General features: G+C 61.6%; 12 protein-coding genes. 4 read left to right on the top strand and 8 right to left on the bottom strand.

Annotated features, from left to right (window positions below):
* Nucleotides 1-385: 385 nt before the first annotated feature.
* The 3 genes from rbsK to AC0L2R_RS01015 form a co-directional block, all read right to left on the bottom strand.
* Nucleotides 386-1,342, bottom strand: a complete 957-nt coding sequence (gene rbsK / locus AC0L2R_RS01025) for a ribokinase (protein ID WP_473507430.1) — start codon at nt 1,340-1,342, stop codon at nt 386-388.
* A gap of 4 nt (nt 1,343-1,346) precedes the next feature.
* Entirely contained in the window at nt 1,347-1,799 is a 453-nt protein-coding gene (locus AC0L2R_RS01020; protein ID WP_473482406.1) for an RbsD/FucU family protein, read from the bottom strand.
* A gap of 98 nt (nt 1,800-1,897) precedes the next feature.
* Nucleotides 1,898-2,956: an ABC transporter ATP-binding protein gene (locus AC0L2R_RS01015; protein WP_027155321.1), complete on the bottom strand. Its 1,059-nt coding sequence runs from the start codon at nt 2,954-2,956 to the stop codon at nt 1,898-1,900.
* A 314-nt stretch (nt 2,957-3,270) separates the two neighbouring features.
* Between AC0L2R_RS01015 and AC0L2R_RS01010 the strand changes: the two genes are divergently transcribed.
* The 3 genes from AC0L2R_RS01010 to AC0L2R_RS01000 all read left to right on the top strand — a co-directional run bounded on the left by AC0L2R_RS01010 (nt 3,271) and on the right by AC0L2R_RS01000 (nt 7,137).
* Nucleotides 3,271-4,935 (top strand): ABC transporter substrate-binding protein, encoded by a 1,665-nt coding sequence (locus AC0L2R_RS01010; RefSeq protein ID WP_473507429.1) that lies wholly within the window; start codon nt 3,271-3,273, stop codon nt 4,933-4,935.
* Between the two features lie 151 nt (nt 4,936-5,086).
* The gene (locus AC0L2R_RS01005; protein ID WP_091591475.1) at nt 5,087-6,208 is read left to right on the top strand and encodes a carbohydrate ABC transporter permease; all 1,122 of its coding nucleotides are present in this window, start codon (nt 5,087-5,089) and stop codon (nt 6,206-6,208) included.
* A gap of 11 nt (nt 6,209-6,219) precedes the next feature.
* Nucleotides 6,220-7,137, top strand: a complete 918-nt coding sequence (locus tag AC0L2R_RS01000; protein ID WP_023798337.1) for a carbohydrate ABC transporter permease — start codon at nt 6,220-6,222, stop codon at nt 7,135-7,137.
* Between the two features lie 42 nt (nt 7,138-7,179).
* Here the strand turns inward: AC0L2R_RS01000 and AC0L2R_RS00995 are convergent, their stop codons facing one another.
* On the bottom strand, nt 7,180-8,370 hold the full coding sequence (locus AC0L2R_RS00995; protein WP_473507428.1) for a hypothetical protein: 1,191 nt from the start codon (nt 8,368-8,370) through the stop codon (nt 7,180-7,182).
* 50 nt (nt 8,371-8,420) lie between these two features.
* Nucleotides 8,421-9,164 carry a creatininase family protein gene (locus tag AC0L2R_RS00990; protein ID WP_473507427.1) on the bottom strand — a complete coding sequence of 248 codons (744 nt, stop codon included), beginning with the start codon at nt 9,162-9,164 and terminating at the stop codon, nt 8,421-8,423.
* A 167-nt stretch (nt 9,165-9,331) separates the two neighbouring features.
* Here AC0L2R_RS00990 and AC0L2R_RS00985 point away from each other — a divergent pair, with 167 nt between their 5' ends.
* A complete protein-coding gene (locus AC0L2R_RS00985; RefSeq protein ID WP_473507426.1) occupies nt 9,332-10,354 on the top strand; it encodes an aldo/keto reductase in 1,023 nt (340 codons plus the stop codon).
* A gap of 96 nt (nt 10,355-10,450) precedes the next feature.
* On the opposite strand, the gene AC0L2R_RS00980 is transcribed toward AC0L2R_RS00985, so the two are convergent.
* The 3 genes from AC0L2R_RS00980 to clpX form a co-directional block, all read right to left on the bottom strand.
* Nucleotides 10,451-10,723, bottom strand: coding sequence for an HU family DNA-binding protein (locus AC0L2R_RS00980; RefSeq protein ID WP_023798342.1), 273 nt, complete (start codon nt 10,721-10,723; stop codon nt 10,451-10,453).
* A 298-nt stretch (nt 10,724-11,021) separates the two neighbouring features.
* A complete protein-coding gene (gene lon, locus AC0L2R_RS00975; RefSeq protein ID WP_128182053.1) occupies nt 11,022-13,433 on the bottom strand; it encodes an endopeptidase La in 2,412 nt (803 codons plus the stop codon).
* 306 nt (nt 13,434-13,739) lie between these two features.
* Complete coding sequence (clpX, locus tag AC0L2R_RS00970; protein ID WP_027155315.1) at nt 13,740-15,014, bottom strand: ATP-dependent Clp protease ATP-binding subunit ClpX; 1,275 nt, start codon at nt 15,012-15,014, stop codon at nt 13,740-13,742.
* Nucleotides 15,015-15,163 lie beyond the last annotated feature (149 nt).

Here is a 15,163-nt window from a genome sequence, read left to right as displayed (position 1 = left end):
GGTCGGAGATGACGGCCAATCTCCCCCCTTGAGGGGGAGATGTCCGGCAGACAGAGGGGGTCGGTTCGACTGGGCGCGGCTTTCTCTCTTGCGACAGTGGAGGTTGGCGCTCGACGTGAGACGACCCCCCTCTGGCCTGCCGGCCATCTCCCCCTCAAGGGGGGAGATTAGCAGCTTCGCGGACAACGTCCTCTTTGCAAGGCTGGTAGTTGGCGAAATCAGTGATGAAGGCCAATCTCCCCCCTTGAGGCGGAGATGCCCGGCAGGGCAGAGGGGGGTCGGTTCGACTGGGGGCGGCCTTCTCTCTTGCGACAGTGGAGGTTGGCGCTCGACGTGAGACGATCCCCTCTGGCCTGCCGGCCATCTCCCCCCTTAAGGGGGGAGATCAACCCCTGGCGAGCAATGCCTCGACCTCTTGCAGCGTCGGCATCGACGGCGCCGTGCCCGGCCGGGTGACCGAGATGCCGGCGACGGCGCAGGCGAAGCGGACCGCTTGCAGCGGGTCCACGCCTCTCGCAAGTGCTGCGGCCAGGCCGCCATTGAAGGCGTCGCCGGCGCCGGTGGTCTCGACCACGGGACCGGCTTTGATCGCGCCGACATGGTCGGAGCGGCTGGCCGTGTGCAGCAGCGCGCCCTGTTCGCCGAGCGTCACGATGACGGCGCCGGCGCCTTTTCCAAGCAAACGATCGGCGGCGCGGCGGGCGTCGTCGGTGGAGGACACCTTGATGCCGGTCAGTTCCTCGGCCTCGGTTTCGTTGGGCGTGACATAGTCGCAGAGCGTGTAGATGCGCTCGGGCAGGCTTGCCGCGGGCGCCGGGTTGAGGATGGTCGTCACCCCTGCCCCGCGCGCGATCTCCAGCGCCCGCATCGCCGCCTCGATCGGCTGCTCGAGCTGGGTTACGAAAACGCCGGCCGAGCGGATCAGGCCAGCGTTAGCCTCGATGTCGTCGGGCGAAATCAGCATGGCCGCACCCGGGCTGACGATGATGGCGTTGTTGCCGCTCGTCTCCTCGACGAAGATATAGGCCGCACCCGTATAACTCTCCGGCGTGTCGATGACGGCGCTCTTCACCCCGGCCTGCGTCCAGGTCTGCCTGGCCATGTCGGCAAAGGGATCGACGCCAAGGCGCGTCAGAAAGGTGATGTCGGCGCCGAGACGGCCGGCCGCGACCGCCTGGTTGGAGCCTTTGCCGCCCGGGCCGAGGGTGAAGGATGTTCCAAGGATCGTCTCGCCCATGCGCGGCTGGCGGGCAGCGCGGTAGGCGGTATCGGCGACGAAGACGCCCAAGATGACGACAGGCTTGATGACCACAGGCTTGACGACCACAGGCTCGCTTGGCATCCCGCTACTCCGCGTCCGGCGGAACGACGCCCTTGCGGAAGGCGAAACAGCCATAGAAGCGGCGCTCGCCGGTCTGGATGACGCAATAGGCGTTTTTGGCACGTTCGTAGAAGGCGTAGCGTTCGACCGAAATCATCGGCCAGGCCTTGCCCTCCGCAGCATCGATCTCGCCTTGCACTTCTTGCTGCACGGCGGGGATCTCGTCCGGCTTGCCGACGATCTCCATGCGGGCGGCGGCATCGTCGACGAAAGTGTCCAGCGGATAGAGCGACAGCACCGCCTTGACCACGTCAGCGGCCGGCGCATCGATGCGCAGCAGCCGACCGAGCACCGTCTGGCGCGCCACCGAATCGGAGGGGAAGTTGGTGTCGGCGATGATCAAATCGTCGCCATGGCCCATTGCCCGCAACGCCTGAAGCACGTCGGCATTGAGCAGCGGATTGATCCCTTTGAGCATAGTTCCCTCCCGAACGGGCTTTTTTGATGCCAAGCCTGGGCGCATGATCCCGAAGCGTTGTCGGTTTTCGGACAAGATCATGCGCAATTCAAAGTGTTTTAGAGACGATTGCCGGTCTCTGCGTCGAAGAGATGGACCTGGTCGAGCCGCGGTTTCAGATGCAGCGTGTCGCCCGGCTTGAAGTCGTGGCGCTCGCGGAACAGCGCCACCATCTCGCCCTCGCCGAAACGCAGAAACACCAGCGTTTCGGAACCGGTCGGCTCGACGACGGAAATCTTCGCCGGCACGCCGTCAGGGTGGATTTCGAGATGCTCGGGCCGGACGCCGTAGACGACATTGCGCCCGTCCTCCACCTTGCTGCTCGCAGCCATCGGGAACGGCGTCCCTGCGATCTCGACGATGGGCTTGTCGCCCTTGCGCACCACGCCCTTGAGCAGGTTCATCGACGGCGAGCCGATGAAGCCGGCGACGAACAGATTGGCCGGCCGGTCGAACAGTTCCAGCGGCGCGCCGACCTGCTCGATGCGGCCGTCGCGCATCACGACGATCTTGTCGGCCATGGTCATCGCCTCGATCTGGTCGTGCGTGACATAGATGGTGGTGGTCTTCAGCCGCTGGTGCAGTTCCTTGATCTCGGTGCGCATCTGGACGCGCAGCTTGGCGTCGAGATTCGATAGCGGCTCGTCGAACAAGAACACCTGCGGGTTGCGCACGATGGCGCGGCCCATGGCGACGCGCTGGCGCTGGCCGCCCGAGAGCTGGCGCGGATAGCGCTTGAGATAGGGATTGAGGTCAAGGATATCGGCGGCGCGCTTGACCCGCTCGGCGACATCGGCCGGATCGGTCTTCCGCAGTTTTAGCGCAAAGGCCATGTTCTGCTCGACCGTCTTGTGCGGATAGAGCGCGTAATTCTGGAACACCATCGCGATGTCGCGCTTGGCCGGCGGCAGATGGTTGACGACACGGTCGCCGATGGCGATCGTGCCGCCGGAAACGGTCTCCAGCCCCGCCACCATCCTGAGCAGCGTGGACTTGCCGCACCCCGAAGGGCCGACCAGCACCACGAACTGCCCGTCGGCGATGTCGACGCTGACACCGTGCAGGACCTTGACGGTTCCGAACGCCTTGGCCACATTGCTGATCGCGACTTGAGCCATCGGCCCCCCTTTCGTTGCGGTGAAGCTAAACAAGGCAAACGGCGAGGGCAAGTCAGTCTTTTATAGATAAAAAAACCCTGTTCTCGTTTGACACGGCACCTGGTTGTGAGAATAGTGAACGGGCTCGGGTTTCGACCCTGTTCCGGGCGCGCCGGCACGCTGGTCCGGACCACGGAAATCGAAGCGTTGCGGGAGGAAAACTTGAGGAGGCGCTGTTGTTGGGGAACATTTCCAGCGCTCCAATCACCCGAACAATCACCATTGAGAATCGCCATTGAGATTCTCAATCATCACGAGATTCTGGGAGGAACGAAATGAAAGTCAGCCTTTACAACCGATTCATGCGCGCGGGTGCCACGCGCCGCGATGTCCTCAAGGGCGCGGCCAGCATGGCCGCGATCGCCGCGGCATCCGGCGCCGGGCTTGGCGCGCTGACGCGCCCGGCTTCCGCGGCAAGCGAATTGCGCGCGCAGATCCTGCAGATCCCCGGTGTCGGCAAGGGCCAGCCGACCGATGCCGACTTCCAGCAGGTCGGCGAGCTTTGCCTGGAGGCGACCAAGGCCAGCGTCAAGGAAGGCGAATTCGCCGGCGTCCAGCTCACCTTCATGGGGCTCAACAACCAGAACCTGCACAATGTGCTGTTTCGCGGCTTCCTGAAGCCGTGGGAAACCTATACCGGCGCCAAGATCAACTGGATCGACCTGGCGCAGGCGGACTACAACGCCCGCCTGCAGCAGTCGATCGCCACCGGCACCGTCGATTTCGACATCATCGAGATGGGCGCGCCGTTCGAAGGCGACGTCTGCGGCAAGGGTCTCACCTCCGAAATGCCGGACTGGGTCAAGGACCAGATCGACATGAAGGACGTCGTGGCCTATCTGCAGCCACCGGTCGGCACCTGGGACGGCAAGCAGTACCGCGTGACCGTCGATGGCGACGCGCACAACTTCAACTACCGCACCGACGTGTTCGCCGATGCCGACCTCGCCAAGGCGTGGAAGGACGGCGGCGGTGGCGGTGAATGGGGCGTGCCGAAGACCTGGCAGCAGGTGCAGGCGGTGACAAAATTCCTCAAGGGAAAGCAGTTCCAGGGCCAGGACGTTTTTGGCTATCTCGACGCGCCCAAGGCGTGGGGCGGCTTCGGCTTCTATTTCCTCGGCAGCCGGGCCAGCGCCTATGCCAAGCATCCCGACGACAAGGCCTGGCTGTTCGATGCCGATACGATGAAGCCGCGCATCAACAATCCGGCCTGGGTGCGGGCGATCCAGGACGTGATCGACGCGCTGCCGTCCGAGCCTGCCGACCAGATCAACGCCGACCCGAACACCACCGCCTTCCAGCAGTTCCTGGCCGGCACCGGTTCGATGGTCACCTGGTGGGGCGACGTCGGCTCCAACGTCAAGACCAACGACAGTTCTGTTGTCGGCGACGTCACCGGCTTCTCGATCCTGCCCGGCTCGGATGACGTCTACAATTCCAAGACCGGCCAGTGGGACAAGCTCGCCAGCGGCCCGAATTATTCGCCGAACTGCGCCTATCTCGGCTGGGGCGTCTACGTCATGGCACGGGTCGACAGCGACGAAAAGAAGAAGAAGGCGGCCTGGTCTGCCGCTGCCCATCTCGGCGGCAAGGACCTGTCGCTCTGGTGCGCAGCATATCCGTCCGGCTTCCAACCCTACCGCAACTCGCATTTCGACATTCCGGAATGGGTGGCGGCCGGTTACGACGAGGCTTTCATCACCTCGTATCTGAAATCGGAGGCCGACAGCTACAACCATCCGAACGCCGCGATCGAGCCGCGTATCCCCGGCATCTTCCAATATTACAGCGCCGCCGAGGACATCCTGGCCAATACATTTGCCGGCAAGATGACGGCGCAGGAAGGCGCCGACGCCATTGCAGCCGCCTGGGAGAAGCTGACCGACCAGATCGGCCGCGAAAACCAGATCAAGCTCTACAAGGCCTCGCTTGGTATGTAGGCTGAGATTCTAGGGACCGTGGTCCGGCGACGCAAAGCCGCCGGACCCTAGTTTGATCGGCCAGCCGGTCATAACAGTTTGACCGGCCAGCCGGTCATAACAGTTGACCGGCCAGCCGGTCATAGCAGCTTTCAGTGAACGGACGAGACGCGTGGCTGACGAGACCTTGCCCACCAGTGCGTGGCCGGCAAACGCCGCTCCATCCGATCTGATATCGCCGGGCCGCAAGCGGCTCGGCCGGGCGTTGATGGCCGTTGCGACGTTCGGCCTGCTGGCAGTGATCGCAATCCAGATCCTTTACAAGACAGAGGTCAACACGATCGGCTTCGAGACCTGGCGGCCGGTCGTCTATGCCTATGTGCTGTGGGGTGTTGCGCTCGGCATCGGCCAGGTGCTGACGCGCGGCGAAGACGGCCAGCGCGCGCTGTTCCTGCTGCCGGCGCTGCTGTTCACCATCGCCATGGTGATCTTCCCGACGCTGTTCGGCTTCTACATTGCGCTGACCGACTGGAACCTCAGTTCCTTCTCCGGCCGCAAGTTCAACGGGCTCGACAATTTCTGGCAGATGCTGGCCGATCCATATTACCGCAACGCGCTGTTCAACATGGTGCTCTATGTGCTGGCGGTGCTGGTCGAATACGTCATCGCATTTGGCCTCGCTTTGCTGCTCAACGCACAAATCCGCGCGCGCAAATTCTTCCGTGTCGTCTTCCTCATGCCGTTGATGCTGTCGCCGGTCGCGGTGTCGTGGATGATCGGCAAGTCGCTGATGGAATACCGCTTCGGGCCGGCCGCGGCGCTGGCGCGCCAGCTCGGCTGGGAAAACCCCGCCTTCTTCTCAAACCCGATCACCGCCCGCATCTCGATCATGGTGCTGGATGCCTGGACGTTCATCCCGTTCATGATGATCATGCTGCTCGCCGGCCTTCAGGCGATGTCACGCGAGGTGCTCGAGGCGGCCAGGGTCGACGGCGCCAATGCTTGGCAGACCTTCTGGCAGGTCACGTTTCCGCTGATGCTGCCGGTATCGGTGACGGCGATCATCCTGCGCATCATCTTCAAGTTGAAGCTTGCCGACATCATCATCACCGTCACCTCGGGCGGCCCGGGCGGCGCGACCGATTCCGTGTCGAGCTTCATCTACCGCGAGTATCGCGACCGCTCGAATGTCGGCTACGGCACCATGCTGGCGATGGCCTACCTCATCATCATCATCGTGTTCGTGACGTGGCTGTTGAAATTCGCCAATCGCTTCGTGCGCAACGTCAACTGACAGGCGGCCAGATGAGCGTCCAGACCACCGACTATGCCGCTTCCGAAATCCGCTCGCCGGCGAGCTTTTTCGCCAACCGCGTCTTCATCTATGGCGCGCTGGTGTTCTGGGCCTTCATCTGCCTGTTCCCGATCTACTGGACGATAACCACCTCGTTCAAGACCGCCGTCGATGTCACCCAGGGCCATCTCATCCCGTTCGTCGACTTCCGGCCGGACTGGAAGGGCTGGCGCTCGCTCGGCCTGTCGCCGGATGCGATCTTCCGGACCTCGACGGTGCGCGACGAGTTCATCAAGCGCTTCATGAATTCGGTCATCACCTCGGTCGGCGCATCGAGCCTCGCCATCGTCATCGGCAGCCTCGCCGCCTACGGCCTCACCCGCTTCCGCTATCACTTCGCCTGGTTCAAGAACGAGGACATCTCCTTCTTCTTCCTGTCGCAGTTGATCCTGCCGCCGGTGGTGCTCGCCCTGCCCTTTCTCGTGCTGTACCGGGAAGTCGGCATGCTCGACACGCGCATCGGGCTGATCCTGCTCTACACGCTGATGGTGCTGCCGATCGTCATCTGGATTATGCGCGACCAGTTCAATTCGATCCCGGTCGAACTGGAGGAAGCAGCCCTCGTCGACGGCCTGTCGATCTGGGGCGCCTTCTTCCGCATCGTCATGCCGATCGCGCTGCCGGGCATGGTCGCAGCCTTCATCCTGGCGATGGTGCTGTGCTGGAACGAGTATTTCTTCGCCGCACTGCTGACCTCGACCGACGCAAAAACCATTCCCGTCATGGTGGCGAGCCAGACCGGCTCGCAGGGCATCAACTGGTGGTCGATGGCGGCACTCGCCACCGCCGCGATCACGCCGCTCGCCGTCATCGGCATCGCGCTGGAGCGCTACCTCATCATGGGCATGACCGCAGGCGCGGTGAAGTAGGAGTGAACAGTGGACTAAACAATATTGAGTACGGCACTACAGTCATTCGCTGCCTTGAGGGAATCTCACTATGTTATTCGGTGGTATCGGGGCTTCAGAGACCTCAGGTCTTAAGGATACTGGTAAAACCTCTAATCTATAGCGCTCGATCAGTTCCCGAATATCGCGGACCTCGCCAGCCTGAATCTTAAATCCAGCATTGCGCAGGTCTTTGGCGGCATTGCGGTCAAGATGTTCTCCAGACGGGGCCGGTCCAGTACGCTTGACTGACGAAGCTCGAAGTAGCGCGCCAACAAATGTTTCAAGTGTGAAGCCGTAGGCGGTGGCAACATTCTCCAGTTTGGCACGATCGGCATGCTCTTTCGCTAGAGAAGCTTCTTGATCGCGCCGTGCATATAGATCGACCGCATCCTCTATAGTCCATGAAATAACACGGCGAATTGGATATCTTGCCGACCAGGGATCATTCTCGTCCTCCTCATCTCGTGTGACAAAATCGAAAGCGTGAATGAGAGTAACGTCGAAGCTATACTTGAGTTGACTGAGCAAGCTCTCGTAAGCGCTGCGGACGGCGCATATGAGGATTGAGTCGACAATATCACGGTTGTATGAAGCATATGGTCCGTATTCCTCACGGGGTGCCGGGCGCAAGTTTCCCACTCCACGGACATACATAAGCTCGTTCGAAGGACGGCTATCAAATGTCGGCTGCTCGTCGCCCACAAACCAATGAAAATCCGGTGGTTGCAGCCATTTTCGATGCTTAATGAGATTAGAGTAGTGATGGTCGGGGCGGCGCCAATCGAATTCAGAATCCCGCCAGCCAGCAGGATGCCAGCGCACGGACAGATTATTCATTTTGGTAATCTCGGCTGACAACTCGATGCGTGGCTTGGCGTAACGGTCTTCTTCCAAGCGCGAACGCATTTGGGGGAAATCGAGCGTCTGCCAATTGATAAGCTCGGCGTATGCCTTCCCGGGCCGATCACTTAACCACTGGAGGAGGTCAGAGAGGACAGTTCTAGTGTTTGGCGGCCTGGCATGATCCTCAATATCGCGGATTTCCATTCCAAGCCGACCAAGCTCGATCAGCAAATGACTAACGTATTCATCGGTGGACGAAGCTATAACCCCACCGCGCCAACTGATTGGGCGAAATAGTTTTAGGCGCGATTGCGGGGGAATCTGTCGACGGGCACGTCGCGGGCCATTGCCATCGGGAATCTTTGCCATCGAGTTCTCCAGGAGAATTTGGTTGCACTCAGGGATCTGCCCCGCCATTTTTATCGCTTCAAGACTTTTCGCAAATTCTCCAAGATCATATCTCTACCTCTCTGGCCTAACTCCGCCGAGGCCTCGGGGGCGGTCGCCGTGTACCATCCCGTATTGTCGGCGAAGTGGCCGGCATCCACCGATTGCGGGCACAGCGCCAGCATCAGCGACGTCTCGCCGGCGCCGGCATGGTCGAACGGATATCGGCCGTTCATCGCTGCCGGCATCAACGGGTGCACCTGCACCCAATTGAAGAAATTGGCGCCTTCTGCGTGTTCGGCATAGTAGCTGGCCATCGTCTCGGAGCCCCACCAGCCCTCGCCGCGCTCCTTCTCGAGAAAGCGGAAGATCGCCTGCCGCCCAGCGGCCTTGAAGGCGAGATCGGTCGGCATGCCGGCGACAAAATTCTCGGTCTGGTGATGGATGATGGCGTGGATGTTGCGGAAGCCAACGCGCAGCAGGCTGTAGAACAGTTCCTCCGCGAACGGCGCCAGCGCATTGCCGCCGACCTGAATCGAGCCATTGCCCTCCGGCGGCGCCACCGCGTAACTGGCCGCGCCATAGTAGAGCGGTGGCAGGATGACGATGTCGGCTTCCTTTTCGAACAATTCCAGCATCTTGATCACCACCAGCGTATCCATGCCGACGGCCATGTGCTCGCCATGGTATTCGAGCACGCCGAGCGGGAGCACGACCGGCCAGTTTTCGGCGATCGCCTTGCGGATCTGATGCGGCAGCATCAGCTCGTAGCGCATGACGCTTACTCCATGTTGCTGAGGCGGACGCGCATCGCTTCTCCGAACAGCTTGTTTTTGCTCATGCTATCACTGCGAAATTCCCTGTCCAACTTCGCGAAGTGCTTTTGCAGCGCCACAGGCATGATAGTGTCGAGACAAACGGAAAATGAGGAAAACGGCAGCATATGAAGACACGGCATTTCGACCGCATCGGCAATGGCGGCATCGCGTTCACGGAACTTGGCTTCGGCACGGCGCCGCTCGGCAATCTTTATCGTGCCGTCTCCGACGAGGATGCCAACGCCACCCTGGAGACTGCTTGGCGGGTCGGCTGCCGCTACTACGACACCGCGCCGCTCTACGGGCTTGGCCTGTCGGAAACGCGGCTCAATCCGTTCCTGCGCTCGAAAAAGCGCGACGACTTTGTGCTGTCGAGCAAGGTCGGCCGCATCATGCGCGCCTGCCCGCCGGACCAGCGCACCGGCATCGGCAAGTTCTTCGACACGCCGTCGCGCCGCGAGGTTTTTGACTACAGCTATGACGGCGTCATGCGCTCCTTCGAAGCCTCGCTGGAGCGCCTCGGCGTCGACCGCATCGACATTCTTTTCGTGCATGACGTCGACGTCTTCACGCATGGCAGCAAGGAGGCCGCGGACCAGCGCATCGAGGAGTTCATGCGCTCGGGCTATTACGGGCTGCTGTCCCTGCGAGACCAGGGCGTCATCAAGGCGTTCGGCGGCGGCATCAACGAATGGCAGGTTGCCCAGACGCTTGCCGAGCGCGGCGACTTCGACCTGTTCCTGCTTGCCGGGCGCTATACGCTGCTGGAGCAGGAGGCGCTGCAATCCTTCCTGCCGCTATGCCAGCAGCGCGGCATCGGCATCGTTCTCGGCGGGCCGTATAATTCCGGCATCCTGGCAACCGGACCGAAGCCCGGCGCCTATTACGATTATACCGAGGCGCCGCAGGACATCCTCGACCGCGTCACGCGCATCGAGGCGGTCTGCAAGCGCCACGGTGTGCGCCTGATCGAGGCGGCACTGCAATTTCCGCTGCTGCACCCTTCGGTCGTGTCGGTGATCCCCGGCGGCCAGCGGCCGAGCGAGGTCGAAAGCAACCGGTCGCTGCTCGACGCGAAACTGCAATCGGCACTGTGGGCCGATCTCAAGCGGGAAGGGCTGATGCGCGCCGATGCACCGACGGCATAGAGCCGCCTGCTGCTGGCCGACAAGATAGAAGGAAGGCGCAAAAGAAAAGCCGGGCATGCCCGGCTTTTCTGGTCTCTGAAAAGGGTACGAAGGCGCTTAGTTGACTGCGTCCTTGAGGCCCTTGCCGGCCGAAAACTTCGGCACGGTGCGCGCCGGGATCTGCACTTCGGCGCCGGTCTGCGGATTGCGGCCGGTCGAGGCAGCGCGTTTTGACACGGTGAAATTTCCGAAGCCGACAAGCCGGACATCGCCGCCCTTCTTCAGTTCGCCGGTGATGACGGAGAACACCGCATCGACCGCCGACTGCGCGTCACCCTTCGAAATACTCGCGGCGTCGGCGACAGCGGACACCAGTTCGTTCTTGTTCATAAAAATTCCCTTCCATGAGAAACCGGAACGTACGACTCATCCGGCAGGAAACGGACTTTAGAAAGAAGCGCTTCCGCAACCAAGTCGAAAAGCGTCAAAAGAGTCGAAAAAACCCCGGAATTCCGGGGTTTTTCACATGAAAGAGCCGGGCTCTAGGCCCGGCTCTCCGTTGTGCATTGCAACTTTAGCACGTGCTAATGCGTGACCCGGAAAACCGGTTTCGGTTTTCGGAAAGGATCACGCATAGACTCAATAGCGTTAGAGCGTCCTTTGCGCGTCCAATTGAACGCGCGGCGCTCTAATGAGCTAGCGACTTGCTGGCGTCGTCTCCGGCATCCACCGCAGCCGGCGCATTGACCGGCTCGACCCACTCGATCGCCTCCGGCATACGCACCAGCGCATGGCGCAAGACTTCACCGACCCGCCCGACCGGAACGATCTCCATACCGTTCTTCACGTTGTCCGGAATCTCCGCCAGATCCTTGGCGTTGTCTTCCGGGATCAGCACCTTCTTGATGCCGCCGCGCAGTGCTGCAAGCAGCTTCTCCTTGAGCCCGCCGATCGGCAGCACTCTGCCGCGCAGCGTGATCTCGCCGGTCATTGCCACGTCGGCCCTGACCGGGATGCCGGTCAGCACCGAGACGATCGCCGTCGCCATCGCCACGCCGGCCGACGGTCCGTCCTTGGGCGTTGCGCCTTCGGGCACGTGGACGTGGATGTCGCGCTTGTCGAACAGCGGCGGCTCGACGCCGAAATCGAGAGCCCGCGAGCGGACGTAGGAGGCCGCCGCCGAGATCGATTCCTTCATCACGTCGCGCAGATTGCCGGTCACCGTCATGCGGCCCTTGCCGGGCATCATGACGCCTTCGATCGTCAGCAGCTCGCCACCGACTTCCGTCCAGGCGAGCCCGGTGACAACGCCGACCTGATCGTCGGCCTCGACCTGGCCGAAGCGGAAGCGCGGAACACCAAGGTAATCGGCGAGATTGTCGGCCGTGATGTCGACGGTCTTCTTCTTCGTCTTCAGGATCTCGGTCACCGCCTTGCGGCCGAGCTTCATCAGCTCGCGCTCTAGGCTCCTGACGCCCGCCTCACGGGTGTAGGTCTGGATGATGCCGCGGATCGCGTCCTCGCCGACGGAGAACTCCTTCGGCTGCAGCGCGTGATCGCGGATCACCTTCGGCATCAGGTGGCGCTTGGCGATCTCGATCTTCTCGTCCTCGGTGTAGCCGGCGATACGGATGATCTCCATGCGGTCCATCAACGGCGCCGGGATGTTCAACGTGTTCGCCGTCGTCACGAACATCACGCTCGACAGGTCGTATTCGACCTCGAGATAGTGATCCATGAACGTCGAGTTCTGCTCGGGATCGAGCACCTCGAGCAACGCCGACGACGGATCGCCGCGGAAATCCTGGCCCATCTTGTCGATCTCGTCGAGCAGGAAGAGCGGGTTGGACTTCTTCGCCTTCTTCATCGACTGGATGACCTTGCCGGGCATCGAGCCGATATAGGTGCGCCGGTGACCGCGGATCTCGGCCTCGTCGCGCACGCCGCCCAGCGCCATGCGGATGAACTCGCGGCCGGTCGCCTTGGCGATCGACTTGCCGAGCGAGGTCTTGCCGACGCCGGGAGGTCCGACGAGGCACAGGATCGGCCCCTTCAGCTTCTTCTGGCGGCTCTGCACGGCGAGATATTCGACGATGCGGTCCTTGACCTTGTCGAGGCCGAAATGGTCGGTGTCGAGCACGTTCTGCGCGAAGGCCAGATCCTGCTTGACCTTGGAGTTCTTGCCCCACGGTATCGACAGGATCCAGTCGAGATAGTTGCGCACGACGGTCGATTCAGCCGACATCGGCGACATCGTCCGCAGCTTCTTCAGTTCGGCTTCCGCCTTTTCGCGGGCCTCCTTGGAGAGCTTGGTCTTCTTGATTCGCGCCTCGATCTCGGCGGCCTCGTCGCGGCCGTCCTCGCCCTCGCCGAGCTCCTTCTGGATCGCCTTCATCTGCTCGTTGAGGTAGTATTCGCGCTGCGTCTTCTCCATCTGGCGCTTGACGCGCGAGCGGATGCGCTTCTCGACCTGCAGGACGGAGATTTCGGCTTCCATGAAGCCCATCGCCTTTTCCAGCCGCTCCTTGACCGAAAGCGTGGCCAGCATCTCCTGCTTCTCGGGGATCTTGATGGCAAGATGCGAGGCAACCGTATCGGCGAGCTTGGAATAGTCGTCGATCTGGCTGGCGGCACCCACCACTTCGGGCGAGATCTTCTTGTTCAGCTTGACGTAGTTCTCGAAGTCGGTGACGACGGAACGGGCCAGCGCCTCGACCTCGACCTCTTCCTCATCCGGTTCGACCAGTGCTGCGGCACGGGCCTCATGGAAGTCGGGACGGTCGGTGAACGAAACGATTTTCGCGCGCGAGGCGCCTTCGACCAGCACCTTGACGGTGCCGTCCGGCAGCTTCAGCAACTGCAGCACATTGGCGAGCGTGCCGATGTCGAAGATCGCATCGGACTCGGGATCGTCATCGGCGGCATTCATCTGGGTCGCAAGCAGGATCTGCTTTTCCTGACCCATCACCTCTTCCAGCGCCTTGATCGACTTTTCACGCCCGACAAAGAGCGGAACGATCATGTGCGGGAACACCACGATGTCGCGCAGTGGGAGGACTGCGAAGACGCCGTCGCTGGGAGCCTTGGATATTTTGGCCATTGTCCAACCTTTCATGTCGCGACCGCCAATCGGCCAACCGCGATTCTCATATTAACGACCGGGGATGGTTCCGCCTACCACCGTTTGTGACGGGAGTTTTACAGCACAGAATTCGGCGCCACGGCCTTCTTCCGTTAGTTGGAGGCACGCGAGGCAAAGATCAAGGGTCGACACGAAACCGTTCATCCAATCCGTCATAATCCATTCATCACAAGTCGGGCCGTTCATCATAGCCTGCCCATCCGCAAACGGCAAAACGGCGCCTTGCGGCGCCGTTTGAAGAACTCCACTATAACAGGGCTGACGTCAGGCGCTGACGTTGCCCTTCTTTTCCTTCTGCTCGGAATAGATGTAGAGCGGCCTGGCGTTGCCGGACACCACCTCTTCCGAAATAACCACTTCGCGCACGCCTTCCAGCGCCGGCAGCTCGAACATCGTGTCGAGCAGGATCGCCTCCATGATCGAGCGCAGGCCGCGCGCGCCGGTCTTGCGCTCGATGGCGCGCTTGGCGATCGCCGACAGCGCATTCTCGTGGAAGGTCAGGTCGACATTCTCCATCTCGAACAGCCGCTGGTATTGCTTGACCAGCGCGTTCTTCGGCTCGGTCAGGATCTGGATCAGCGCCGGCTCATCGAGGTCCTCCAGCGTTGCCAGGACCGGCAGACGGCCGACGAACTCGGGAATGAGCCCGAACTTCAACAGATCTTCAGGCTCGACCAGGCGGAAAACGTCGCCGGTGCGGCGATCCTCGGGTGACGCGACGGTGGCGCCGAAGCCGATCGAGGTCTTGCGGCCGCGATCCGAGATGATCTTGTCCAGCCCAGCGAAGGCGCCACCGCAGATGAACAGGATGTTGGCGGTGTCGACCTGCAGGAATTCCTGTTGCGGATGCTTCCTGCCGCCCTGCGGCGGCACGGAAGCGACCGTGCCTTCCATGATCTTCAACAGCGCCTGCTGGACGCCCTCGCCCGACACGTCGCGGGTTATCGAGGGATTGTCCGACTTGCGCGAAATCTTGTCGATCTCGTCGATGTAGACGATGCCGCGCTGGGCGCGCTCGACATTATAGTCGGCCGACTGCAACAGCTTGAGGATGATGTTCTCGACGTCCTCGCCGACATAGCCGGCCTCGGTCAGCGTCGTCGCATCGGCCATGGTGAACGGCACGTCGATGATGCGGGCCAGCGTCTGCGCGAGCAGCGTCTTGCCGCAGCCGGTCGGGCCGATCAGCAAGATGTTGGACTTCGCCAGTTCGACGTCGTTGTTCTTGCCGGCATGCGCGAGGCGCTTGTAGTGGTTGTGGACGGCCACCGACAGCACGCGCTTGGCGTAGGGCTGGCCGATGACGTAGTCGTCGAGAACCTTGAGGATCTCCTGCGGGGTCGGCACACCCTCGCGCGACTTCACCATCGAGGTCTTGTTCTCCTCGCGGATGATGTCCATGCAGAGCTCGACGCATTCGTCGCAGATGAACACCGTCGGGCCGGCGATCAGCTTGCGCACTTCGTGCTGGCTTTTGCCGCAAAACGAGCAATAAAGCGTGTTCTTGGAATCACCGCCGCTGTTGCCGACCTTGCTCATTTTCATGTCCTTTCATAGCCGCCCGCCGATGGTCTGGTTGAAAGGGCGCATAACTCAATCTATCGCGGGAAATCGCCGCCGCCAGTAGTCCGGCTCCCGCAACGCATTCCATACGAAACACATATCAGAAAACGTCGCAATGATTCGCA

The organism is Mesorhizobium sp. WSM4820, assembly GCF_055811075.1.
The sequence above is the reverse complement of the archived record's forward strand: the minus strand, read 5'-3'. Positions and strand labels throughout refer to the sequence as shown.